Source organism: Flavobacterium sp. C3NV (assembly GCF_046825355.2).
Classification (GTDB): domain Bacteria; phylum Bacteroidota; class Bacteroidia; order Flavobacteriales; family Flavobacteriaceae; genus Flavobacterium.
Map to the genome: position 1 here is coordinate 34,382 of NZ_JBKQBJ020000024.1, position 25,361 is coordinate 59,742.

At 34.0% G+C, this 25,361-nt stretch carries 22 protein-coding genes; 3 read left to right on the forward strand and 19 right to left on the reverse strand.

Annotated features, from left to right (window positions below; genetic code table 11):
• Positions 1-301: 301 nt before the first annotated feature.
• The 7 genes from ACIDC4_RS23700 to ACIDC4_RS23730 form a co-directional block, all read right to left on the reverse strand.
• Complete coding sequence (locus tag ACIDC4_RS23700; protein ID WP_412045532.1) at positions 302-1,720, reverse strand: TolC family protein; 1,419 nt, start codon at positions 1,718-1,720, stop codon at positions 302-304.
• Positions 1,721-1,850: 130 nt separating this feature from the next.
• Positions 1,851-5,012 (reverse strand): efflux RND transporter permease subunit, encoded by a 3,162-nt coding sequence (locus tag ACIDC4_RS23705; protein ID WP_412045531.1) that lies wholly within the window; start codon positions 5,010-5,012, stop codon positions 1,851-1,853.
• An 11-nt stretch (positions 5,013-5,023) separates the two neighbouring features.
• A complete protein-coding gene (locus ACIDC4_RS23710; protein ID WP_412045530.1) occupies positions 5,024-6,247 on the reverse strand; it encodes an efflux RND transporter periplasmic adaptor subunit in 1,224 nt (407 codons plus the stop codon).
• Positions 6,248-6,487: 240 nt separating this feature from the next.
• Positions 6,488-7,081 carry a TetR/AcrR family transcriptional regulator gene (locus ACIDC4_RS23715; RefSeq protein ID WP_230039457.1) on the reverse strand — a complete coding sequence of 198 codons (594 nt, stop codon included), beginning with the start codon at positions 7,079-7,081 and terminating at the stop codon, positions 6,488-6,490.
• Positions 7,082-7,367: 286 nt separating this feature from the next.
• The gene (locus ACIDC4_RS23720; RefSeq protein WP_412045529.1) at positions 7,368-7,667 is read right to left on the reverse strand and encodes a type II toxin-antitoxin system RelE/ParE family toxin; all 300 of its coding nucleotides are present in this window, start codon (positions 7,665-7,667) and stop codon (positions 7,368-7,370) included.
• Positions 7,657-7,884 carry a DUF2683 family protein gene (locus ACIDC4_RS23725; RefSeq protein WP_412045528.1) on the reverse strand — a complete coding sequence of 76 codons (228 nt, stop codon included), beginning with the start codon at positions 7,882-7,884 and terminating at the stop codon, positions 7,657-7,659. The genes ACIDC4_RS23720 and ACIDC4_RS23725 overlap by 11 nt, the downstream gene beginning before the upstream one ends.
• Before the next feature lie 258 nt (positions 7,885-8,142).
• The gene (locus ACIDC4_RS23730; RefSeq protein WP_412045527.1) at positions 8,143-9,072 is read right to left on the reverse strand and encodes a ketopantoate reductase family protein; all 930 of its coding nucleotides are present in this window, start codon (positions 9,070-9,072) and stop codon (positions 8,143-8,145) included.
• A 100-nt stretch (positions 9,073-9,172) separates the two neighbouring features.
• Between ACIDC4_RS23730 and ACIDC4_RS23735 the strand changes: the two genes are divergently transcribed.
• The gene (locus ACIDC4_RS23735) at positions 9,173-10,003 is read left to right on the forward strand and encodes an AraC family transcriptional regulator (RefSeq protein WP_412045526.1); all 831 of its coding nucleotides are present in this window, start codon (positions 9,173-9,175) and stop codon (positions 10,001-10,003) included.
• Between the two features lie 174 nt (positions 10,004-10,177).
• Here the strand turns inward: ACIDC4_RS23735 and ACIDC4_RS23740 are convergent, their stop codons facing one another.
• The 7 genes from ACIDC4_RS23740 to ACIDC4_RS23770 form a co-directional block, all read right to left on the reverse strand.
• Positions 10,178-10,630 (reverse strand): GNAT family N-acetyltransferase, encoded by a 453-nt coding sequence (locus tag ACIDC4_RS23740; RefSeq protein WP_412045525.1) that lies wholly within the window; start codon positions 10,628-10,630, stop codon positions 10,178-10,180.
• A 330-nt stretch (positions 10,631-10,960) separates the two neighbouring features.
• Positions 10,961-11,386, reverse strand: coding sequence for a response regulator (locus ACIDC4_RS23745; RefSeq protein ID WP_412045524.1), 426 nt, complete (start codon positions 11,384-11,386; stop codon positions 10,961-10,963).
• 381 nt (positions 11,387-11,767) lie between these two features.
• Complete coding sequence (locus ACIDC4_RS23750; RefSeq protein WP_412045523.1) at positions 11,768-14,872, reverse strand: efflux RND transporter permease subunit; 3,105 nt, start codon at positions 14,870-14,872, stop codon at positions 11,768-11,770.
• A 34-nt stretch (positions 14,873-14,906) separates the two neighbouring features.
• Positions 14,907-15,995, reverse strand: coding sequence for an efflux RND transporter periplasmic adaptor subunit (locus tag ACIDC4_RS23755; protein ID WP_412045522.1), 1,089 nt, complete (start codon positions 15,993-15,995; stop codon positions 14,907-14,909).
• Positions 15,996-16,026: 31 nt separating this feature from the next.
• Positions 16,027-17,313, reverse strand: coding sequence for a TolC family protein (locus ACIDC4_RS23760; protein WP_412045521.1), 1,287 nt, complete (start codon positions 17,311-17,313; stop codon positions 16,027-16,029).
• A gap of 98 nt (positions 17,314-17,411) precedes the next feature.
• Positions 17,412-18,770, reverse strand: coding sequence for a sensor histidine kinase (locus tag ACIDC4_RS23765; protein ID WP_412045520.1), 1,359 nt, complete (start codon positions 18,768-18,770; stop codon positions 17,412-17,414).
• Between the two features lie 2 nt (positions 18,771-18,772).
• Positions 18,773-19,444 (reverse strand): response regulator transcription factor, encoded by a 672-nt coding sequence (locus tag ACIDC4_RS23770; RefSeq protein WP_065449058.1) that lies wholly within the window; start codon positions 19,442-19,444, stop codon positions 18,773-18,775.
• Between the two features lie 692 nt (positions 19,445-20,136).
• On the opposite strand from ACIDC4_RS23770, the gene ACIDC4_RS23775 reads away from it, so the two are divergent.
• Positions 20,137-20,685 carry a type 1 glutamine amidotransferase domain-containing protein gene (locus ACIDC4_RS23775; protein WP_412045519.1) on the forward strand — a complete coding sequence of 183 codons (549 nt, stop codon included), beginning with the start codon at positions 20,137-20,139 and terminating at the stop codon, positions 20,683-20,685.
• 715 nt (positions 20,686-21,400) lie between these two features.
• Positions 21,401-21,634 carry a hypothetical protein gene (locus tag ACIDC4_RS23780; protein WP_412045518.1) on the forward strand — a complete coding sequence of 78 codons (234 nt, stop codon included), beginning with the start codon at positions 21,401-21,403 and terminating at the stop codon, positions 21,632-21,634.
• Between the two features lie 123 nt (positions 21,635-21,757).
• Here the strand turns inward: ACIDC4_RS23780 and ACIDC4_RS23785 are convergent, their stop codons facing one another.
• The 5 genes from ACIDC4_RS23785 to ACIDC4_RS23805 all read right to left on the reverse strand — a co-directional run bounded on the left by ACIDC4_RS23785 (position 21,758) and on the right by ACIDC4_RS23805 (position 25,120).
• On the reverse strand, positions 21,758-22,285 hold the full coding sequence (locus ACIDC4_RS23785) for a hypothetical protein (protein ID WP_412045517.1): 528 nt from the start codon (positions 22,283-22,285) through the stop codon (positions 21,758-21,760).
• Between the two features lie 416 nt (positions 22,286-22,701).
• The gene (locus ACIDC4_RS23790; RefSeq protein WP_412045516.1) at positions 22,702-23,352 is read right to left on the reverse strand and encodes a hypothetical protein; all 651 of its coding nucleotides are present in this window, start codon (positions 23,350-23,352) and stop codon (positions 22,702-22,704) included.
• 5 nt (positions 23,353-23,357) lie between these two features.
• Positions 23,358-23,750 (reverse strand): hypothetical protein, encoded by a 393-nt coding sequence (locus tag ACIDC4_RS23795; protein WP_412045515.1) that lies wholly within the window; start codon positions 23,748-23,750, stop codon positions 23,358-23,360.
• A gap of 130 nt (positions 23,751-23,880) precedes the next feature.
• Positions 23,881-24,411: a hypothetical protein gene (locus tag ACIDC4_RS23800; protein WP_412045514.1), complete on the reverse strand. Its 531-nt coding sequence runs from the start codon at positions 24,409-24,411 to the stop codon at positions 23,881-23,883.
• A gap of 82 nt (positions 24,412-24,493) precedes the next feature.
• A complete protein-coding gene (locus tag ACIDC4_RS23805; protein ID WP_412045513.1) occupies positions 24,494-25,120 on the reverse strand; it encodes a hypothetical protein in 627 nt (208 codons plus the stop codon).
• Positions 25,121-25,361 lie beyond the last annotated feature (241 nt).

Genomic DNA, 25,361 nt, shown 5'->3' on the forward strand with positions numbered 1-25,361 from the left:
CGCTAAAGCGAAAACGCGGATTTACGCGGATTTTTTGTTCTCATTTTTGTCATCCTGACGCAGGAAGGATCACACAAGAGGCTCGACAAAGATTGGCGATTTACTTTGCGGTCGATCTGCCGAAGCTTTATTATCGCTCACGATAACAAGATTGCAAATAAAAAATCCGCTTAAATCCGCGTTTTTGCAAAGCAAATCCGTGTCATCCGTGTGCCATGACAACAATAAAAAAAACGCCATGAAACTAAAAGTCTCACAGCGTTTTCATCTCAAAAAATAAATAATTAACGGGTAATGGGTATTATCTCCAACCTCCGCCCAATGCGCGATATAACTCGGTATTAGCAGAAAGTTGTTGTCTTTTTATATCAGCTAATTCTAACTCACTTTGTAGTAAATTTGATTGCGCTGAAAGCACTTCAAGATATTCAGCCATACCATTTTTGAATAACAAATTGGCATTTTTAATGGCTTGTTGTAATGTTTTTACTCTTTCTTTTAGAAAAGATTCTTGCTGTTGCAATTTCTCTACTTTTACCAAAGCATCAGATACTTCGCTAACCGCAACAAGAACCGATTGTCTAAAGCTTAAAACTGCTTTTTCTCTTTCGGCAACGGCAATATTATATTGTGTTCTTACTTTTTTATTGTTCAGTAAAGGCTGAGTCAAACCTCCGGCAACGGTTCCGAACAATGAAGCCGGAATGTTGAACCAATTACTGGTTTCGAATGAATTTACGCCGCCCTGAGCAGTAATTTTAAGTGACGGATACAAGTCGGCTTTTGTGATTCCTACGTTTGCATTGGCAACTTTAAGTGCTAATTCGGCACTTTTTACATCCGGTCTGCGGCTTACTAATGAAGACGGAATTCCGATTGCATTATTGTTTTTCACTTCAAGAACACTTAAGCGAGTGGTTCTGGTTTTAGAATTCGGGAATGATCCTGTTAGAACACTTAAAGCATTTTCCTGAATGGCAATGTTTTGTTCTAATTGCGGAATCAATTGTGCCGAAACTAATTTTTGTGCTTCTGATTGCTGAATCGCTAATGTAGTTACCTGCCCGGCATCGTATTTTAATTTAATGATATTGGTTGTACTATCATTCAATTTATAATTCTGTTTCGCGATTTCTAATTGAGCGTCTAACATCAAAAGGTTGTAATATCCTTTAGAAACATTGGCTACGATAGTCGTTTGCAATGCTTTTTTTACTTCTTCTGACTGAAGATATCCGGCGTAAGCACCTTTTTTCTGATTACGGATTTTACCCCAAATATCAGCTTCCCATGAAAGTGTTGCTCCGGCAGAATAATCATCAATATGGTTTTGGCCTAAAGCCTGACCTAAATTTTTTCCTGTAAAACTATTATCAGAAGGGTTGCTTGTACTAGCACTTACATTAAGATTTACCTGAGGAACATTTCCCCATTTAGATTGTGTGAATCTGTATTGTGCAATTTCGATATTTTTAGTAGCAATCTGTAAGTCATTGTTTCTGGCTACAGCGCTATCGATGAGCTCAATAATATCTTTTTCTGTAAAGAAATTTTTCCACTCCACATCTGCAATACTCGTGGTATCTTTTGAAACCGATGCATTCCTGAAATTTTCAGGAAATGCATCTTTTGGAGTTTCAATATCCTTCGAAACTTTACAGGATATTATAGTCGTGATCAAAATGGCGATCATCACGATTTTGGTTATATAATTTTTCATTTTATATGTTGTCATTAAATTTCTGTACAAGTATCTTTTCTACTATCAAGATCTCTTGAGATTTTATAGGATATGTATCCAATGCCAATTATAATGGCTACGAGGATTGTCGTTATATAGTTTTCCATTTTTATTTTTCTTCGTTATGAATTACGGCTACTGGTTTTCCAGAAACCTTTTCTTGTAAATATTGGAAGATGATGAATAAAACCGGGATGATAAACAACCCTAATATTACTCCTGAAATCATACCTCCGGCGGCACCAATACTAATAGAGTGGTTACCTTGTGCTGACGGTCCTGTGGCGCTCATCATCGGGATTAATCCCACAATAAAGGCTAGTGACGTCATGATAATTGGACGCAAACGTAGTTTGGCTGCATCGATTGCTGCTTTGACTAATGCCTGACCTGATTTTCTTTTCTGGACGGCGAATTCTATAATCAGAATCGCATTTTTGGCGAGCAGACCAATAAGCATTACCAGTGCAACTTGTACGTAAATGTTATTTTCAATTCCTGTTAATCCAATAGCTACGAATACTCCAAATATACCTGCAGGGATAGATAAAATTACGGCCAATGGCAAGATGTAACTTTCGTACTGTGCAGCAAGTAAGAAATAGATGAATATCAAACACAGTAAGAAAATTGTTGCCGACTGACCTCCTGACGAAATCTCTTCACGAGTTTGTCCTGAAAATTCAAAACCATAACCCGCAGGTAATTGTTGTGCTGCAACTTCTTGTATTGCTTTAATGGCATCTCCGGAACTAAATCCTGGTTTCGGGATCGCATTAATCGAAATCGAATTAAACAAGTTGTATCTCGAAGCCGTTTCTGAACCATAAATACGAGTTAGTTTTACTAAGGTATTTATTGGCACCATTTCTCCAGTTTTGTTTTTTACGAAAACTCGGTCAATAGATGACGGATCAGCTCTGTCAGTAATATCTGCCTGAACTACAACTCGGTAATATTTACCAAATCGGTTAAAGTCAGAAGCTTGCGCGCTACCAAAATAGGTTTGCATGGTTTGTAAAATGTCTTTTACATTCACACCCAATTGGTTTGCTTTTTCATCGTTGATATCCAATTGCAATTGAGGATAATCGGCTTTGAAAGAGGTAAAGGCTACGGCAATTTCCGGACGTTTCATCAATTCACCGATGAAGTTTTGAGAAATTCCGCTAAACTTATCCAGTTTTCCTCCGGTTTTATCCTGAAGTACTAAGTCTAAAGCTTCAACGTTACTAAATCCGGGAACGGTTGGGAAACTAAATACGAAGAAACTTCCGCCGGAAATAGCACCTAATTTACCTCGAACCTGATTCATGATTTCGTCGATATTCTTGATATCTCCACGATCTTCGTTTGGTTTAAGCAATACGAAAACAACTGCTGAAGATGGACTTGTAGAATTCGTCAATAAGTTGAAACCTGAAATAGCGGTAACGTCTCTTGAGGCATCCAGTTTGCTCAGAATATTTTCTGCTTCGGTCATTACTTTTTGAGTTCCGTCAAGAGATGTTCCTGAAGGTGTATTTACTGCAATAGCAATAAATCCTTGATCTTCTGTTGGGATAAATCCTGCAGGAGTTGTTTTTACCATAATTACAGTAGCTACAGTAATTAATGCCAAACCTCCTAAACTCAGCCATTTTCTACGAATTAAAAATTTCAAACCTCCAACATAACGGTTGGTTAGGGAATCAAAACTTTTGTTGAATCCGTTAAAGAATTTTTGTTTAAATCCTTGTTTTTCATAAGGACCATCTCCATGAGCCGAATGATTGTCTTTTAAGAATAATGCAGCAAGTGCAGGACTTAAGGTTAAAGCGTTTACCGCCGAAATTACAATTGCAATTGCCATTGTAAAGGCAAACTGACGATAGAAAACCCCTGTTGAGCCTTCCATAAAACCAACCGGCAGGAATACAGCAGCCATTACCAGCGTAATCGAGATAATAGCACCCGTTATTTCGTGCATTGCTTCATGAGTTGCTACTTTTGGAGACAGATGTTTGTGCTCCATTTTAGCATGCACGGCTTCGACGACGACAATCGCATCATCTACCACAATACCAATCGCCAGAATTAAAGCGAAAAGTGTTAGAAGATTGATCGAGAATCCGAATAACTGCATGAAGAAGAACGTTCCTAAAATTGCTACAGGTACAGCAATAGCCGGGATTAATGTTGATCTAAAATCCTGAAGGAATATAAATACTACGATGAATACCAATATAAACGCTTCAAGTAGAGTATGTTGAACTTGCTCAATAGACTGGTCTAAGGCAACTTTTGTACTATAGAAAATGTTATGTTTTATTCCCGTTGGGAAATCTTTTGAGGCTTTCACCATCAATTTGTTGATCGCAACCTGAATATCATTAGAGTTAGAACCTGCTAATTGGATAATACCAATTACAACTCCTTTTTTACCATTTAAACGAGTTAAACTGTTATAAGAATAAGCACCAAGTTCTACTCTGGCTACATCTTTGAGGCGAAGTACTGAACCATCAGCATTAGAACGTATAGCAATATTTTCATATTCTTCAGGTTTGGTTAATTTTCCTTTGTATTTAATAACGTATTCAAAAACTTCTTTACTTCTTTCTCCAAATTTACCCGGAGCAGCTTCCAAACTTTTATCCTGGATCGCGCCCATGATTTCGTTTGGAGTTACTTTGTAAGTCGACATTTGTGTTGGATTAAGCCAAACACGCATAGAGTAATCTTTTACACCTCCAAAAATACTGGCAGAACCAACTCCCGGAATACGTTTGATCTCCGGAATAATATTAATCTGAGCATAATTGGCAACAAACGTTTGATCGTATTTTGACTCATCATCAGTATACATACCAATGGCCATGATAAAACTATTTTGTTGTTTTGCAGTAGTTACACCTTGCTGAACAACCTCTGCAGGTAACTGGCTAGTTGCCTGAGCAACCCTGTTTTGCACGTTTACCGCAGCCTGATCTGCATTTGTTCCTAATTTAAAGAAAACCGTAATAGCAAGAGATCCGTCATTACTGGCTGTAGAACTCATGTAAGTCATGTTTTCAACACCATTTATAGATTCTTCAAGAGATGGTGCCACAGAACGTAAAACCGTTTCTGCATTCGCTCCCGGATAAACCGCAGTTACCAAAACCGATGGCGGCGCAATATCAGGAAACTGTTGTAAGGGCAACTTCGTAAGACCAAGTATACCTAATATCACCAATAAGATGGAAATAACGGTTGCCAGTACAGGTCTTTGTATAAATATTTTGAACATTTTCGTAAAAATTATTTTTTATTAATTATTTGGGCAACTTTTGCAGGAGATGATTTCTCAGGCTGAATTACTTGTCCTTCCTGAAGTTTATCAATACCGCTTAATACAATTAAGTCACCGGATTTTACACCATCCTTAATTAAGTAGTTTGTTCCGCTTTTACCAGAAACAGTGATAGGCATTTTTGTTACTTTGTTTTCTTTGTTTACCGTGAAAACAAAAACTTTATCCTGCATTTCTACAGTAGCCGATTGTGGAACCAAAACAGCATCATCATGTTGAAGACCTAAACGAATTTTTCCTGTATTTCCTGAACGTAAAGTCCCGCCAGCATTAGGGAAAGTCGCTCTTAAAGTAATCGCTCCGGTAGTTTTATCAAACTGACCGTCTACCATATCAATTTTTCCGGTTTGAGGATAAGCGTTGTTATCTGCTAAAACCAAAGTAACAGGAGGTAATTTTTTTAGTTTATCGCCTAAACTGTTTCCAGCGTATTGCGCTTTAAAGTTGATGAAATCAGTTTCACCTAATGAGAAATAAGCAAATACTTCATGTACATCAGACAAGTTTGTTAAAGGTTCAACATCTGATGCCGAAACTAAACTTCCTTGTTTTTTAGGTAATCTTCCAATATAACCACTTACCGGGGCTGTAACATTGGTATATCCTAAGTTAATTTTTGCAGAACCTACCATTGCTCTTGCTTGTTCGATATTAGCAGCAGCAATTTTTTGAGAAGCTTTAGCCGTTTTTAACTGATAATCAGAAACTACTTTGTTTTGTACAAGAGGAGTTAATTTATCAACTTCTAACTGAGCGTTGATTAATGCAGCTTCGTAAGCATGAAGACTTGCCAATGCATTGTTTAATTGCTCACGGAACGGGCGTTCGTTTATTTTAAATAAAGTCTGACCTTTAGTTACATAAGCACCTTCGTCTACATAAACTCTTTCAAGGTTTCCGCTTACTTGTGGGCGTATTTCAACATCAACTGTTCCTTGTATCGAAGCAGGATATTCAGCATCTGTAGTAGTGTTTTCGCTTGTAATGGCTAAAACTGGTAATAATGGTGGAGCAGGAGCTGCCGGAGCCTGCGACTTATCTACACAACTGCTTAGCACTAGCGCCAGAATAAAACTGGTTATAATTACATTTTTCATTTTCGTATTGGTTTTAATTTGTTGGACATTCTTATTATTTAATTTTTGTGGTATTCGGATATTCTGGGCATTCATATTTAATTATATTAAATTATCTAACGTTGTTAAGTAAAATTGTGTAAAAAACCATACAATGATGCCTTCCGATTCTATTCATAATCGGTATTAAATTATTTATCACTGTTAAGTAACAAGAGAGAAAACGCTATATTACTCTATTAAATTTTCTAACACTGTTAAGTAAAGTAGTAAAAAAATAGTTGCTAAATTACCTATTAAATCATTTATCACTGTTAAGTTAAAATGAAATTTTTTTTATTGTATTGATTTTATGATTCCACCAATCGCATCTTTTAGGATTTGATTGTTAATAGTTTCCATTATTTCACTTTTATTGATGATATTAATTGCAATCAAACCATGTATTACAGAGAAGAAAGTAAAATACTTTTGTTTGATTACTTCATCAGTTGGGTTGCTGTTTTTCATAATCTCAGCAATTACCGAAGTAAATAATTTATAGGGTCTTTCCTGAGCCGAACATTGTTGCTGACAACAATTCATTTGCACTCCAAACATTACCTGATACATTTCAGTATCTGTAAAAGCGAAGTCCCAATAGGCCATCCACATGGCTTCTAATTGTTCTTCCGGTTTTTCAAATCTATCTTTGGCTTCCTGAAGTTCTTTCGTTAACTTGATAAAACCTTTTCCGGTTAATTCATTTAGGATAGCCTCTTTATTCGAGAAGTACTCATAAATAATTGGAGCCGTGTATTCAATCTTGTCAGCAATTTTTCGCATACTCAGACCTTGCCATCCCTCTTCTTTGACGATAGCATAAGCAGCCTCAAGAATATTACTTCTTGTCTCTTCTTTTTGTCTTAAAATTCGATCTTTACTTGCCATTTTAATTAAGTATTAAATTGTTTAACACCGTTAGGCAAATGTATGGCGGTTTTTCTGATTATGAAATAAATTTGTCATAATATTTTCTTATTGTTGTATAGACAAGTGTCAAAAACCTTTGAAAGCCTTTAAATATAAAGGATTTTTCGAAAATGATTTTTTTAAGGAGCAGGTAATTTTCGTGTTTTCAAGACCATTTGTCCTGCTCTACACTATATCTTTTATGGTGAACCCCACCATAAAAGGATGCCGCTTTGATCAGGGCTAGGCGAGAAATGGTATTTTTTTATTTTGTGGGATATTTTTCAGGATGTTGAGAAGTGTGAAAAATTGCATTTAGAAAAACAGTTTTTGATAATTCGTCAACAATGAAAAAAGCGATATAAGGAAATTTTTTAAAAGGTAAAAAGCGATAATTATGATCATGAAATTGATAGAATGGATTTAACTTTAAAGCTTTATAAGTACTTTTATAATCATTAAGAAAGTCTAAAGCTACTTTTTTAGTTGCTTTTAAAATGTAATATTCAACTGCTTCTTCAATATTTTTTAATGCAATTGGAGAAACGATAACCTTATAGTTCATACTTCTTTTTTAAATCGGTATAAATTGATTGAGCATCTGTGTATAAACTTTTGTCTAAATTAATCTGACTATCTAAAGTTTCTTGCTGTTCAGTAGATAATTCATACGACTTTACATTTGCTATTTCGAATTTTATCTTTAGTGCTTTCATAAAAGCTTTTACAGCTTCTATTTGAGAAGCATCTTCGGTATATGCTGTGATGTTAATTGCTTGCATGATATTAATTTACTAAAGTTGATGAACAAAGTTAAGATAAAACTCTTATTTTCATGTTAATCCGAATAATTTATTTCTTTCTCTACTTTTATCAAATGTATTTTCGGGAGATTAAAATGCGGCCCTACAATATAGGTCTAAACTACGGCTCTTTTTTAAATCATTTTAATGATTATCCACATAGATTTTAAAATTCCGGAGGAATGATTCATATTGTAGGGCCGGATTTTAATCCGGTTGAAAATGAAACATGTTTCATTAAGAAACGTTATATAACGTTTTTATTTTTTCATTTACACCATTATAAAACGGAGTTTCAATTCCGTATTTAGCGGCATTTTCAATAACATAATCCACCAGAAATTGTTTCTCCGTTTGATTATGATTCTCAAAATCCAATTGTAAAGATGATTTGGATTCAAACGGAAATTTGGTTAATAAATCTTTAGAAGTTTCAATATCCTCATTGGTCAAATTGATATTGTTTTTCTTAGCAAGCGATTGAATCTCGATCATCATATTTTCCAGAATATGTATTAGATTTTCATCTTCCAAAAGTTGACCAAAAGTAGCTTTATAAGCAGAAGTGATTCCGGCAACGGGAGCAACGAACAAATACTTCTTCCATAAAATCTGATTGATGTTTTCGACATACGTAATGTCTAAACCTCCGGCAGTCAATAATTCTATTAATTGTATATTTTCTTTTCCTCCAACGAAAATTTTCCCTGGCCCGCCAACATGCTGAATATGTCCGGGTTTCTTTACGTTTGATGCCACATAAATACAACCTTCCATAATTTGACCGGCTTCTAGCAAAGTTTCTCTGATTATTTCTTTGGCATTTACCACATTTTGCAAAGTGATTATGATTGTTCTTTCGTTGATACAATCTTTATAAGTAGATAATACATCTTTTAAAGAATAGGATTTAGAGGTAAGGATTAAAACATCCAGAATTCCAATTTCTGTTGGATTGTCTGAAACTAAATCAGGAAATATAGTGGTGGTTTCACCTTTTGATTCAAATAATAAACCTTCATTTTGAATTGCTTTTTTTGTTTCGCTTCTGCAAATGAATATGATTTTGGTTTCGCTGTCTTTATATTTTTTAGCCAGGGGAGCGCCAACAAATCCGCCGATGCCGCCAATGCCAAGAATTCCTATTTTTGTTATATCTGAGTTCATATTGTAGTATTTTGGGTTTTAAATCTTGTTGCAAAGTAAATAGGTTCAAGATCATTAATTGATGTAAAAATATCGGTTATATTTGTAAAAATTAAGGATTATGAAAGACACCTTTTTTATTTACAAAGATTTCGAAATTTATTCGGTCGAAGAACTTACTTGGAAAAAGGAAGTTCATAGGCATAATTTCTTCGAATTGTTATACATAGAGTACGGAACCGGAAATCATATCTTAAATTCGATTCCTCATAATTTTAAACAACATGATATTTATTTGCTTACGCCAAAGGATTATCACTCTTTTAAAACATTAACACCTACGAAGTTTCATTGTTTACGTTTTCTGCCTAATTTCTTTTCGAATAAAAAAGAGATCGAGGAAATAGAAAAACTATTTTATTACCACAATCAAACCAACGGAAATTTGATTTTCCTTGAAGACGATAAAGCTTTTTGCGAAATGGTTATCCTAAAAATACTTGAGGAAGTTGCCAGACCAAAAGGTCAAAACGAAATCATAATCAAAAGTTTAATGATGTCGCTGATTCAGATCATTAGACGAAATGCAAGTATAAATGAGAATAGTTTGAATTTTCAAACGACTGAAGTTTTAAAAATTGATACGATTTTAAGTTATATTCGGTCGAATATTGCCAACCCACATTTATTGAAGAAAAAAGAAATGGCGAATCATTTTAATGTTTCTATCCATTATATTGGCGAGTATTTTAAAACGCATCTCAATATAACTTTACGTGATTATATCGAGCAGACAAAGTTGAAAGTCGTTACGGAGAAATTAAGCAAAAGTAATTTGACATTTTCTGAAATCAGCAATGATTTGGGGTTTATTGATAGTAGTCATTTTAATAAATTCATTATGCGAAGCACTGGAATATCGCCATCGGAATTTAAAAAATCATTAAGTTAAAGGGAAATCTATAAAATTATTAGATAGTTTAATTAAGAAAGTAATTAGAAAAATCTGTTTTTATCAGCGTTTTCGCTTTAGCGAATCAGTAAAATCAGCGTCTAATTTTGACGCGTATAGAACAGATTTACTTCGTAAAAACGCAGATAAAAACGGATTTGATTTGCAATAATTTTATTTTATAAAATCCATTTCGACGTGCTCAATTCCGGCATCGAGGAAATAATTATCCGTTTGTCTGAATCCGTTTTTGATGTAGAACGGGGTGGCGATTACCTGAGCGTAAAGATAAATTTTGTCTTCGTTTTTTAAATCGTCTAAAATTTTCAATAGAATTGCTTCTCCAATTCGTTTTCCTCTAAAGGTATTCAGGACAGCAATTCTTTCGATTTTTGCTCCTTTTTCCATTTTTCGGTATCGCGCTGCTCCGGCTGGTAATCCATTTACGGTTGCCAAATAGTGTACGGCTTCTTCATCATCCATTGATTCGCGTTCCTGCGATACATTTTGTTCTTCTACAAATACTTGTCTTCTTATTGAAAATGCGGTTTCTATTTGTTCCGGATTGTCGATTTTCTCGACTATAATTGTATTTTGTGTATGGGGTTGATTGGTGCTATTGCTCATTTTAATTTACTTATGTATGGATAAAAAATAATCTGCGTGCAAATATACGTAGTCAACTACATATATTCAAAATAAAATGTAGAATTTAATCTTTTTTATAGTAAATAGGGGACTTAAGGTAATGCTGAAAAGTGATCGAAGTACTAAATTTCTAGAATAGCCCCGATGGGAGCGGTATCCTTTTTCTGTCCGCCGCGGCGGACAGGAAAAGATATAGTGGACAGCGGGACTAAAGTTCTGGTTGAATGAAATTTATTTGCTCCTAAACAAAAAAAACACCTCTAAAGATTATGTCCGGAGGTGTTTTTAAAATTTGATAAGTTCGATTATTTACTTTACATAGTTGGGAGAAACACAAGTTTCCCAGTAACTTACAATTGTTTTAATCATTTCTCTAATTTCATTATAGTCAGATGGCTTAACAAAAAATCCCTGAATAGATTTTGAATAAGCATCGACAACATGTTTTTGTTCTGCACTTGTCGAAAAGAACAAGTAGGGGATTGATTTGAGTCGTAAATCTTCGTTTTGATGAATTTTTTCCCGCAGTTCCATGCCATTTAATTTTGGCATATTGATGTCAGAAAAAATAATAAAAGGCTCAACTTGTGCAGAGGTTAAGTATTCTAATGCTTTTTCGCCTTCGGAAAAAAAGATAATTTCATTTTTATAATCAAGTTCTATAAAGATATCAGTTAAAATTTCCTGATCGTCGAGATCATCTTCAATTATAATAATTGGCCCGCCTTTGTTCATTTGTATTTTTTTTAAAGGTAGACGTTTATTCTTAGCTATTTGTTGTTTTTATAATTTAGTGGTAATCAAATAAAAGCCTTAGACAGTGTTTCGCTTTCATTAAGTCATTCTTTAAACACAATCCTTTTGTGACCTTAGAACAAAGCGTAATTCACAAAACTTAGCGAACTTTGCGTAATTCTTTTTGAATTTTGCGGTAAAATTTTCTTTGTCGAGTTAGTTATGGGCTTCGACTTCGCTCAGCCTGACAAGATTGCGTTAGAAAAAGCTTTTTTACCAATATTTAATCTCTACGAGCTATATCCAATTTTATGCATAATAAAAAACACCTCTAAACATTACGTCTAAAAGTGTTTTTAAAAATAAATATAGTAAGATAAATTATGATTCTGTGTTACTCAAATCTTTTTTACGATAGACCAGATAAAACACTTGTGGTAAAACCGTTAATGATAAAATCATACAAGTTATTAATCCGCCCACGATCATGATGGCTAATGGTTTTTGAACTTCAGAACCCATTCCGGTAGACAATGCTGCAGGTAATAATCCAAGCGACCCCATTAGAGCAATCATCACAATAGGACGAATTCTGGCGTAAATTCCGTTTGAGATGGCATCTTTTAAATGCATTCCCGCCCTCATGTTTTCCTTAATGATTCCGATGAGGACGATACTGTCGATGGCACTTACTCCAAAGAGAATAATAAATCCGATTCCGGCCGATATCCCGAATACGGTTCCTGTTGCCCAAAGCGATAAGAAACCACCAATAAAGGCGTAAGGCATGGCGCTCACAGCGACCATTGTATCTTTGAAATTACCAAAATTGAAATACAACAGACATAAAATCAAGATCAATACAACGGGAACAATCATTGCTAATTGTCTCGAAGCTCTTTCTTTACTTTCGAATTCTCCTGCCCATTTCATTACATTTTCTTTAGGTAGTTTTACTTCTGCAGCAACTTTTTTCTGTGCTTCATCAATAGTACTTCCTAAATCTCGTCCCTCGATGCTGAATCCTACTGCTATGTAACGGCTGTTTCCTTCTCGATATATAAAAGTTGGACCTGTTTTATATTCTACAGTTGCGATTTCTTTCAGCGGCACTTTTTTGCCATTCATTGTCGGAATCAGGATGTCTTCGATCTTTTCTTTTGAGTCACGATATTCTTTTTCAAAACGTAAGGTGATATCAAAGATCTTTTCATCATCATAAAACTTGGTTGCGGCCTGACCTCCAATGGTCATTCGGATTACGGCTTGCGCATCGGCGGTTGTTATGGCATAACGCGCCATTTTTTCGTCGTGAAGCTGAATCCTTAATTCGGGTAAACCAATGTTTTTATAGACATTAATATCTTCGATTCCTTTTACATCTTTGATCGATTTGGCGACTTTTGCAGCCATGGCTTCGAGTTGAAAAAGATCATTTCCGAATATCTTAATCACCAACGGACTTTTTACTCCGGCAACATATTCCTCAACATTATCCTGAATAGGCTGGCTAAATCCAAATCCAATTCCGGGATATACATCGAGTTCTTTTTTGATTTCGGCGATTAATTGTTCTTTGCTTATATCACGTTTCCATTCGTCCTGATGTTTTAATTCGATATGCAATTCGATATTAAAAAATCCGGTTGGATCTGTTCCGTCATTTGGTCGTCCGGTTTGTGTGAGGACAAATTTTACTTCTTCGAACTTCCTTATTTTCGTTTTCATTTCTTTGGTAAGTCTTACCGCTTCGTCCAGATTGATGCTGTTAGGCAAAGTGGCTCTTACATAAATAGCTCCTTCATTCAGTTTCGGAATAAATTCTGAACCATAAAAAGCAAACTTCGCACAACATATTGCCAGTAAACCTAAGAATGCATATAAGGTTGCTTTGCGATGTTTGGTACTCCATTTAAAAAGTTTAAAAAGGTTCTCTCTAAAGAAACGCGAAATCATATTTTCTTTCTCTACAATGTTTTTTGTCAGCATGACTTTACACATTGCCGGAACATAAGTAAGGGATAAAATCAACGATCCTAATAATGCATAACTTAGCGTAAAGGCTAGGGGAGAGAACATTTTTCCTTCCACTTTCGTGAAAGAGAAAATAGGCATCAGCGCCACAATCAAAATGATCAGGGCAAAGAAAATGTACGTGGCTACGCTGCCCACGCTTTTCTTGATAAGTCCCATTTTGCTCATATTGTTAAAGCGTTCCATTCCTACTTTATGCGCTTTCTTTTCGAGTGACACAAAAACCTGTTCGACAATAACCAATGTTCCTTCGAGCAGTAATCCAAAATCCAGCGCTCCCATAGAAATTAAGTTGGCAGGTAATCCCTGTATTCTCAACATAATAATGGCAAACAAAAACGAAAGCGGAATAACAGACGCGACAATCAATGAGGTTCTCCAGTTGTAAAGGAAAATAAACACGATTAACGATACCAGTAAAATCCCTTCGATAAGATTCTTGGTAACGGTATGTACTGTTGTGTCGACCAATTTGGTACGATCGATAAACGGAACTATTTTTACATTATCCGGCAGCACTCTTTCGTTCAGTTCTGCCAAACGATCTTTCAGTCTCTTGATAACTTCACCCGGATTTTCTCCTCGCAGCATGATCACGATTCCTTCTACCACATCATCATCACCATCTAAACCTACTTGCCCTAATCTTGGTTTGGCAGAAATTGAAACTTCGGCAACGTGTTTTACCAATACGGGCGATGATCCTTTGGTTTCGATTAAAATATTACCAATATCTTCGACTTTATCGATTAAACCAACTCCACGTACCACATAAGCCTGATCACCACGCTGAATCACGTCTCCGCCAACATTTACGTTACTTTTAGAAACGGCTTCGTAAACATCAAGTGCAGATAAGTTGTAGTTTTCTAGTTCGGTTGGATTAATTTTGATTTCGAAGATTTTTTCTTCACCACCAAAACTCACCACGTCGGCAACTCCGGGAACAGCAATTAGTTCTCTTTCGATTACCCAATCCTGAATGGCTTTGATTTCTTTAATAGGTAAATCACTTTTGATGATATATCTGAATATTTCACCCGTTGCTCCGGATGGCGGTTCAATATCAACATCTGCACCTTCCGGAAGATCTAATCCGTTAAGGCGATTTGAAGCATATTGCTGTGCGTAAAAATCCTCGACATCATCATCAAACAAAACGGTTACAACCGATAATCCGAAAAGCGAAATAGAACGTACTTCGGCTTTTTTAGGAATCGTGTTCATTTGTTTCGAAATCGGAAGTGTGATGAATTTCTCTACTTCTTCGGCACTTCGTCCGGGCCATTGCGTAATGATTCTTGCCCTTGTATTGGTTACATCAGGGAAAGCTTCGATGGGAGTATGGATATAGCTGACTATTCCGGCGACTAGTAGTACTGCTGTAAGGAAAAAAACGATGAGGGAGTTTTTTAGCGAGAAAGCGACCAGTCCTTGTACAAATTTTTTCATATTTTGTATGGTGTTTATCCGTTTTTAGGGATAATTAGTTTTTTAATCGTTCGTGAATTAGCAGTTGATTTTTAGTAATCACCATTTCACCTTCATTGACTCCTTTATCAAAATAAATCCAGTTGTTGTTTTTTATAATCGGATTCACTTCTCTGGTTTCGATCGTGCAATCGTTTTTATAAATCAGGATATGATCGCGATTGTTATCAAAAATCACTGCTTTTGCAGGAACGGCAGCAAGCATTTCGCCACCTTTACTTTTATCGATAATAATATCGGCAGTCATTCCCGGTTTTAGTTTTAAGTTTTTGTTTTCCATTACAATTCTGGCTTTCAGAACATGTTCATCGGCATCAAAAACTTTCGCCATCATTTTTATTTTTCCTTTAAAAATTTCATCCGGATATGCCGGTGTCGTAACATCGACCAACATATTTTCGCTTACATTTTTTAAATTACTGGTATATACATTGACCAAAACCCAGATTTCTTTGAGATCAGAAATGGTAAAAAGTGGTTCGCTGCCATCTGTAATCTGCATTCCCGGGCTTATGTTTTTAGCTACGATATAACCTTCAGTTGGTGCTTTTATCAGGAAAACAGATCTTTCGCTGCTGGCGCTAAACATGGCGAGATTGGCTTTCACATTTTCTAAAGAAGATTTTAAAACATCCAGTTCGCTTTGTGCCTGCATTAAATCTTTTTGAGAAGCGATTCCGTCCTCAAACATCGATTTGGTCGCTTGTAAATTGCGTTGTGCCACCGCTATTTGCGATTGAAACGATTTACTTTCAGATTGCATACTGTTGAGTTCTGTACTTTTTATCTCGGCCAGAATTTGTCCTTTTTTGACATAATCACCCAATGAAAAAGTAGTTTTGGTAATAATCCCTTCTACAAGGCTGTTAAACTGCACTACGTGATCTGCATTATACGTTATATTTCCGGTAAGGTTTATCGATTCACTAACCGAACGTTTTTGAACGGGTTCGATCGTGATTTTTTCTTTTAAGTCTTTGTCGATACAAAATTTGTCCTCTTTTGTATCTTTGATTTCTTCTTTTTTGCCACATCCGTAAACGAGCATTAACCCAAGTATCGGGAGTAAAATAAGTTTCTTCATTATGTTTGTCATTATTTTTAGATAATTAGATTTAATTGATTTCTTGACCCGCGATATAGCGCAACTCTTCAAGGTTTTTGTTCAGGTCTTTTTTAGAATTCAGCAGGATCGATTTGTTGTCTAAGTAGGCATCAACAAAATCAAGATATTCTAACATACTGGTGTTTCGCTGCATGAAGTTTTTGCGGTAGCTTTCCAGAAGTTTATCTAAATCTGATTCATAATTAGCCTCAACGCTTTCGTATAGTTTTTTGGTTACAATAAGATCTTCGTAAGCTTGTAAAACCTCAGATTGTACGCTTATTGTTTTCTCTTCCGTCAATAATTTACCTTGTTCAATTGCTATTTTAGCCGCTTTTATATTCCCTTGATTTCTATTAAAAAACGGAAGATCCAAAGCAAAACCAAGTCCCACGAAATCGTTCATCGTACTGGCACCACGATCGTAGCTAATGCCCAGTGTAACGTCTGGCGTTCGCATTGCTTTTTCGTATTTGTATTTATTATCGTTATAATCATTTCCTAACTTAATGACTTTCATATCAGGACGATTTTCTATTGCCGAAGCCATAAGATTGCCCAAGTTGATATTTTCGATATTTTTATTGTCAGGAACAAAACCTTCATCTGTAAGTTTGATGTAGCTTGTAGCAGGCAGATTCATTAAAATCTTCAATTCTTTTTGTAATGAATTGTTTTCTTTCTTTAAATCGCTGATTTCTTTTAAGAACTGCAGTTCAGATGCTTTTAGTCTAATGTATTCGCCTCGGCCAATATTTCCCTGAGCGACCTGATTGCCATATCCTTTTAGCATGGTTTGCATCGACGAAAGTTGCTTTTTATAAACCGCTTCCTGAGACTGAGTATATTGAAGCTCAGTAAGATTACCTCTAAACTCAATTTTTAGATTGCGCAAAAAGGTTTTAAAGTATTCTTTAGCAATATCAGCGCTCACTTTTTCCATCGCGATAAGCTTTTTTCGTTTTCCGGCAGTTTGTACGAGTTGTTCAAGTTCTGCCGTAACCTGAGTAGTTTTACCAAAATTGCCCCACAAAGGAGGAACTTCCTGCGCCGTAGCATTGTGCCAAAGGTTAAGCTCGCCAATCGTCAGCGTAGGATTGGGCCATAATTTAGCCTGAATCACCTGCGCATCGGCAATGTCAATGTTTAGTTTTTCTGAAAGAAGAGCAATATTCTTATCCAGAAACAAAGCCTCGGCCTGTGTTCGGGAAAGAACAATTGTATCGTTTATTGCAGCAGTTTGTGCCACACTTTTGTGCGATACAATAACGAGTAGAGTTAAGAGTATACGTTTCAAATTAAGTTTGTTTTTAATATGTTGCAAAGCTATCTACAGCATATTAAACCCTAATTTGATGTGTGTTAGAAAGGAGTTAGAGTTACATTAGAAAACGATTAGAGTGGCGGAAATAATAAGGTTACTGTCGTTCCAACGTCTTTTTTGGATGTAATCGTAAAGTGAATATTATTTTGTTTGAATATAATATTGGCCAACGAAAGCCCAACGCCGCTGCCTTTTATATCATTGACATTTTTGCCCCTGTAAAAGGTTTGTTTGATGAATTTTAAATCCTCTTCGCTAATTCCGGTTCCGTGATCTTCAATTACAATTTTAAGCTGATCATCCTGTTGCAGCAGACTTATTTTGATCGGATTTCCGTTAGAGTATTTTACAGCATTTTCGATAATATTGTACAAAGCAATCTTAATTTCGTTGCTGTTTCCTTTTATCGAAAGCAGTTTGTCATTGACAATTTCAATAGCAATTTGTATCTGAGAACTTTTTAACTGATACACATCCGGCAATTGATCGTTGATGTCCCAAACCAATTCATCGACCCTGAAAATTTCATTGAGTTCTGTATTGTTTCTCAATCCCGAAAGCATCATCAGGGTGTTCATTGTATCTTCGATCTGATATACGTTTTCTAATACTTTTTCAGACATTTCTTTGTATTCGGCACTAGTTCTGTCCTTTTGTGCAAATACTTCCAGATTACCTGAGATAGCAGTCAAAGGCGTTTTGAATTCATGCGAAACATAATTGATAAAGTTTTTCTGAATGATAAAAGTATCCGAAAGGCGCTTAAACAAATTATTATACGTCTCGATCAATTCCTGAATATCATCTTTGGTGTTTGGCGAAACAATATGGCGATCGAGCGACGATGCTTCAATTTCATTTACCTGATTGATAATATTTTTTATGGGACTGTACGCCAGATTCGAAAGCAAACGGCTCACAATATATATAGTGATTAGTCCGCTTATTAAAACCAAAATCATAATGATTAATAATCTGTTGGTAATGGTTTTAAATTCCTGATCGTTTTTCTTGACAAAAACCACAAAATCACCCTGATTATCATGATAAAAACTTCCGAAATAAAAATGATGATTCGATTTAAAATTCAATTTTCGATTCTTACGAATGTAATCCAGTCGCTCTGCATTTATATTTTGGTCGACTGTTTTATCACCGTATACAATCTCATTTTTGTTGTTGTAAACGCGCGAAATAATCTCAAGTGAATTTTCCCTGAATTGCTGCCCAATTATCAAATGCTGATTTTCCGGTAATTCATCTTTTTCCAGATAAAAAATCCCCGTTAACAAACACGTTTTCTGAAGTTCATTAAAAATAATCTTTTCCGAATAACTGTAAAAAGACAAATACGTAATAATAGAAGCAATGACAAAGACAACGCTAAACGTAAAAGAAGATATTAAGGTAAACCTGTTGCGAATTTTCATGACTATTCTTTAAGCATATATCCGGTTCCTTTTATGGTATGGATGAATTTATGGTTTTGCTCGATTTTGTTTCTTAAATAAGAAATATAAACATCGACAACATTCGTATTATTATCATAATTAATGCCCCAAACAGCGTTTAAAATCTGAGTTCTTGACATTACCTTGTTTCTGTTTTCCAGTAAAAATAAAAGCAGTTTGTATTCACGCGGAGACAAATCGATCAATACATCATTTTCTGTAACCTTATGTTCTTCAGGGTTTATGGCTAAACTTCCCAAGGTGTATAAAGTTTCTACTTTATCATAATTAAATTTAGTTCTGCGCGTCAAAGCATTTACCCTCGAAATCAATTCCTTAAAATGAAACGGTTTCACCAAATAATCATCGGCACCGGAATCCAGCGCATTGACTTTATCATCAGTATCGCTGAGTGCGCTGAGCATTAATATAGGAGTGTGAATTTTCTTGAAACGCATCATTTTCGTCAGCTGAATTCCGTCGATTCCCGGCAACATAATATCCATCAGGATAATATCCCAGGTATCGTGCTGAAGTAAATCCCGCGCAATCTCGCCCGTTTCAGCCAGATGCACCGTAAAATTATTTTCTTCTAAACCTTTTATAATAAATTCGCTAATGCGTTTATCATCCTCAATGAGTAGAACATTCATAATCTAATATTGTTATAATTGGTTTTTGTATGAATCAGGATCTAAAAATAAACTAAAGTTGAAATTACCTGACGAATTGTATTTTTAAGAGAAAATCAAAAATAGCAATTAATTATCGCAATCGCTGTTAAAATTGAATCTTGTAGGAAAAGAACAACTTAATTATCACCCATAATAATCCTGATAGTCCCAAAAATTCAAAAAGAGTAAGTCTTCTATAATTTAGTTTTTTATACCCAATTGTCATCTTGAGCGTAGTCGAAGGCTTATGAAAACAAAACTCAAATAAATCCTTTGGAATTTGGAATTTTAAAATTTGGAATTTAAGTTTTTTTAGGAGCTATTCCTGCTGTCCTTCCAAATCTTTTTCTTGCTAAAGGAGCAAGAAAAAGGATTTTCCCTCCCATCAGGGCTAGTCAGTTGTTCCATGAGAAGATTTATTTTTTAAAAGAAAAAACCGCTTTCATTTTATACTAAGTAATTTAATTGTTTTCTGAACTTTCATCCTATAAAATAGTAATCCAAATTGACATGATTTTTATATAATTTCAATTTAATTTTTAATAATAATTTGAATTTCAATTAATTAACTTTTATTAAAGAAAGGTTTAACATCGTCTGTTTTCGCTGGCTGTATGGAATTACTAATTTTAACTAAATCAAAATTAATAACGTTTTAAATACTTAAAATTATGAAAAAGAATATAGCCATATTAGCAACAAACGGTTTTGAAGAATCAGAATTATCATCTCCTAAAGCCTATTTAGAAGAGCAAGGCTGGAATGCAGATATCATCAGTTTGAAATCTGGAACTATCAAATCCTGGAAAGATGGAAATTGGAGCAAGGAATATAATGTTGATGTAGTATTAGATCAGGCAAATGAAGCAGATTACGATGCTTTGGTTCTTCCGGGAGGAGTTATAAACCCTGATTTATTGAGAAGAGAAGAGGCTGCAGTAAATTTTGTACGTTCTTTTTTTGAAAGTAAAAAACCAGTAGCGGCTATTTGTCATGGTCCTCAAATTCTGGTAGATGCAGATGTTTTAAAAGGTCGAAAAGTAACTTCGTTCTTCTCTGTTAAAAACGATTTGATAAATGCGGGAGCACAATGGGAAGACTCAGAAGTAGTCGTAGACAACGGATTAGTAACCAGCCGAAACCCAAGTGATTTACCCGCTTTTAATAAAAAAATGGTAGAAGAAATTAAAGAAGGAAAACACGAGCGTCAGACTGTTTAAGAAGATGTTTATTTATCAAGTTATAAAAAATGCAGGATCAATTTTGGTCTTGCATTTTTTTTATAATTGAATTAGATTTTTTAATTAGGAGCTATTCCCGCTGTCCGTTCCAATCTTTTGTGCCGAACACCGGCACAAAAGGATTTCCACTTCCATCGGGGCTAGGGAGTAGGGTTTATGAGGAGATTTGTTTGTAAAAAAGAAAAAACCACTTTGTTAGAGCGGCTAAAAAACTAAAGATTACTACAATGCTTACAAAGGGGTTTTCCACCAGTACCTGATTGAAGATTTTCCTTTTCAATGTTGTTTCCTTCTGTACAACTACTGTTGTTGTGATGTACATCTTGCTTTTTACTGTTAAATGCAGGTACTTTCGCCATAATAATTTATTTGTTATAATTAATAATTCGAAAGTTAGCTCTGCATTTTTTCATTCGTTTACGGAAATCCATAACAGAACTTCAATATTTTAATTGTAATAATCATAAGAGTTAAAATAGATTAAAGAGTAAGGGCACCTTTTTATTGATAGGAAAAACTCCTTTGATTACAAGGCTTTTTTGCTATATTTGCCGTTCCTAATTTACAGAATCATGACATCTAAAAAACTTTTGCCCATGTGGTATGGTGGCGGTATTGGAAACAACCGTAACACTTCTGTAAGTGTAGGACACCTTAGCTACATGGGTTTTATATTTCCTAAAATTACAGAGTTATGAGTACAAACACCCTTTCAAAAGAAGCCGAAATTAGGCTTATGAATTTTTTCAACAACAGAATCGATCCAGAAGAAATGGCCAAATCTATAAGACAGGTAAATTATGTTCTTGCTTTAGGAGCTTTAAGGCAGCATGAAACCCTCCAAAATGAAATAGACAATTTGCAAAACAGCTATTATTGGCTCAATGAATTGGCGGAGATTTTGAATCCTTATTTGAGTGAGGAGTAAGGTTTATAAAATGGAAAAACCTCGATTTTTTTAGGATCGAGGTTTTTTATTTTACATTACTAATTGTGCGCACTAATTTGACGCTTGTGATAGAAGTGGCTCTTTTGGGTTAAGTCACCAATACTAAAATTGAAATTTTGCTGGAAATATTTTCAATTGTTGATTTTTTTTAGTCTTAGATCCATAAGAACTATAAGGATCATACGGTATTGAAGAAATGATTAAATGATCATTTTTGCCATCTTTATCGATATCTCGATCTATAGCATAAGTCAAAAGTTCACTTGTTAAAGAGATTATTTCATACGTATCAACCTTGTTGCCTGCTCCGAAGTAAAAATTAACATGATTACCAACTGGTTCCCAGGTCAATACAGTTTGACTGCTGCTGCAAATGGTATTAATAAAAGTGGTTTCTTCAAACTGATAGACCTGTCCATCATTATTTCTAAATCCAAAAAAATCACGATAACAATTTGGATTATGATCGTAAGCATAAAGTGTTCCATTCCATAATATGGTGTCATATGTCCATCCTCTTAGTAGTAATTCTTGTTCAAAAGTTAAAGGTTCAGGAGCTGGATTTTCATCACTATTGCAAGAAGCTAGTAGCAACATGAAAAAAGAAACAAATAGTATTTTTTTGTGCATTAGAATTAAGGGTTAAGCTTATTTATTATAGCTTTCAAAGCTAGGAATAATAGATGATATTATTACTATTTTATTATTCAATACTAAAATATTAAGACAAGTAAACTGCATTTTAGCTCTCGGAGTAACGCGATAACACGAAACCCTCCAAATCGGACTTTTAAATTTTGAAGATAATTATTATTGGCTAAAAAAATTGGCGGAGATTTTGAACCCGATCGCGCGGATTTGTAATCCGTGCCCGCAACAGTAAGACACAAAAACAAATCACTAAAGCAAAAGTTACACGATTAATGTACTTTTTTATAATTAGAAAGAGAACTAACCAATCTTTGCGGGCACGGATTACAAATCCGCGCTATCGTTGTGGAGGTAAATCCGCGCGATCTGGGAATTTATATTGCTGTTTTCATAGATTAGTTGTCAGAATGCTTTCTTATCGAATCAATGTAAGTCCTATTATATTTTGATAATTCAAAAGTTTTATTTTTAAAATTTATTGTTTTTTTATATTGTTTCCAGCCCCAAGACTCAATATTTATGCTATCTACATAAAAGTCATTAGTCTTAAATGAAACATATGTTTTTGTATAAAAACCACTATTTCCTGTAAGATCTTTAAATATAATAAAGCCACTTTTATTAATTTTTATTTCTTCGTAATAAACAGGGGTATTACATTTTAAAACATTTTTGTAAATTTTAAAAATTTTACTCTTTTTATTTATGGTTTTGCTTATCAAAAGTATAGGGAAATCAAATTCTGAATTATTAGGAAAACAATCGTCTTTACTGCTTTCATAATAAGGTTTTAAAACAGCAATTGTATCTATTGTTTTATTATCGTCAAAATCAAGACTTAAAGGTTCGTCTTGGTAATAGTTAGAAAATGTAATTCCATATTTATCTTTATAACCCTGAATTTGCTCTAAACAATTCTTCTCTACAGAAATGTTTCCAGGTATCTTAATAGTATCCTTTGGAATATCTTCAACGTTCTTTCTTCCAATTTTATTACAAGAAATAAAAACCAAAATAATTGTAAATATGCAAAATGGAAATTTCATAGTTTCTAAGTTTTAAATGTTGTCCAGAATAATGTACCTGACTTAAAACCAGTTGATTTTAAACTCTCATGTACTGCTTTATTATTTTGTGAATCTTTTCTCGCTCCAGAAAAAACGCCTTTTTCATTTAAAATCACCCCATCGGTAACATCTTTAAGAGCATATTCTTTTTTAGAGAAAATAGAGTTAATGGTAGCATCTTTATTAATCTTAACTTTATTCAAATCAATACACCAGAAATCAATAGCTAAATCTAAGTGTTCTTTTATAACATTTACACTTCTATATTGCTTAAATTTTGGATGAGTTAATTCATCTTTTTTAGTGAAAAAATCTAATCCATCCCAAAAATATGAACTAGTAGTAGGATCGTCATCTCCTTTTAAGACACTAATCATTGCAGCACGGGTTATTTGATTATATAAGAAAACCTCGATTTAGAAAGTCGAGGTTTATGAATTTTAGATTATTTGCCATTCTTTATGTATGGAGCTCACAATAATAGGAGCTCAAGGGCTAATAGCTTTCTTAAAAAATATTTCTCGCTTTATTTATTTTAATTGTTGTTTTCGATTCTAACATTTTTCTTCCAACCACTTCCCCTTTTTTGTCAATTTTAAAACAGAGATCAATATAACCATTCCCTATCGTCGAATATGAAAAACTATATAACTCTAATATGAGGATAATATATTTTGGCTTTGTAATAGCGTATATTTTATATGGAATTAAATTTTTAAAATCTGCTATATTAAGCACTTCGATAGTTTTATTATTTATCTTTAATAAGGGATTTTGAGAAGTATTTAATGCACTAATAAGCTCATTGCTGATAATTTCTGTGTTACATTCTTTACTAAATAAATTTTCAGTTTTAAGTATAATTTTAATATCATTATTATATAAACTTTCTTGAATTTTGAATATACTCAATGAATCGTTAATCGAAATACGACAAGGTTCAATATTCTTTTGAATGTAATCCAATTTTTGATTTTTATCCTGGGCATTTAAAACACCAAATGCGAAGTAGAAAAAAAGAATTGCCATTTTTTTCATAGTTTACCAGTTGGGCTTTTTTTAAAACTAAATTCTGTTAATTTATAAATGATTGTTGTCTTGAGTAGGCGAAATAATAATTTTATTTAGCTTTCCTTACTTTAAATTCTATTGATAAAGGCTCGCAATCTTTAAATCCGAAATAATAATATTCTTTTGTAACTCGTTTAATATAAATACTCTTATAAGAATCATTATATTTTGTACATTCCTGTTTAAACATAACGTCATATGGCAACTCTATTAACGTTTTGACTTTGGTATTTACATCGTAGATAAATAAATTGTAATCATTATCTTCATCTTCATATAAAATTAACTCATTTTTTAAGTCAAAATCAAGCTCTATTCCCTTGAATATCTCTTCTCCTGCTGCTTTACAATATAACCAAAAATAAAATTTGCTAGTTCCTCCTCCGTTACTATGTAATGCAAAATAATTTTGAAAATCAATACCTTTATAGTATGGGCGACGATTGGCTTGGAAAGTGCTAGCTAATAAATAGGTATTATCTTTTTTGTCAGTAATCAATCTAAAATTAATTACGCCTTCACTTTTTTTATCTAGAGCAGGGAAAATAATTAATTCATAGTTGTTTTTAAGATTAGCGGTTTGTGATTTTATAGTATCACCTTTTTCATCAAAAAAAACGGTGTCTATCGATGTGTTTATTTTTTTTTCTTCCTTAATAGATTTAGTATTATCCATTTTACAACTGATAAAGCAAATCAACAGAATTATTAAAATTGTATTTTTCATAAGAGATTCATAATGCTTGACCTTTAGTAGTTTATTTCAAAATAAATTCTTCTTTTTTTATCGTTTCTCTTTTATAATATATTCTTTTAAGCTTCGTAAAAGTTTCTCTTATTATTCCAAATTCAAAATGTTTATTATATTCTTCATAACTATTTTTTTTTAGATTAAACTTAATGATATCATTATCTTC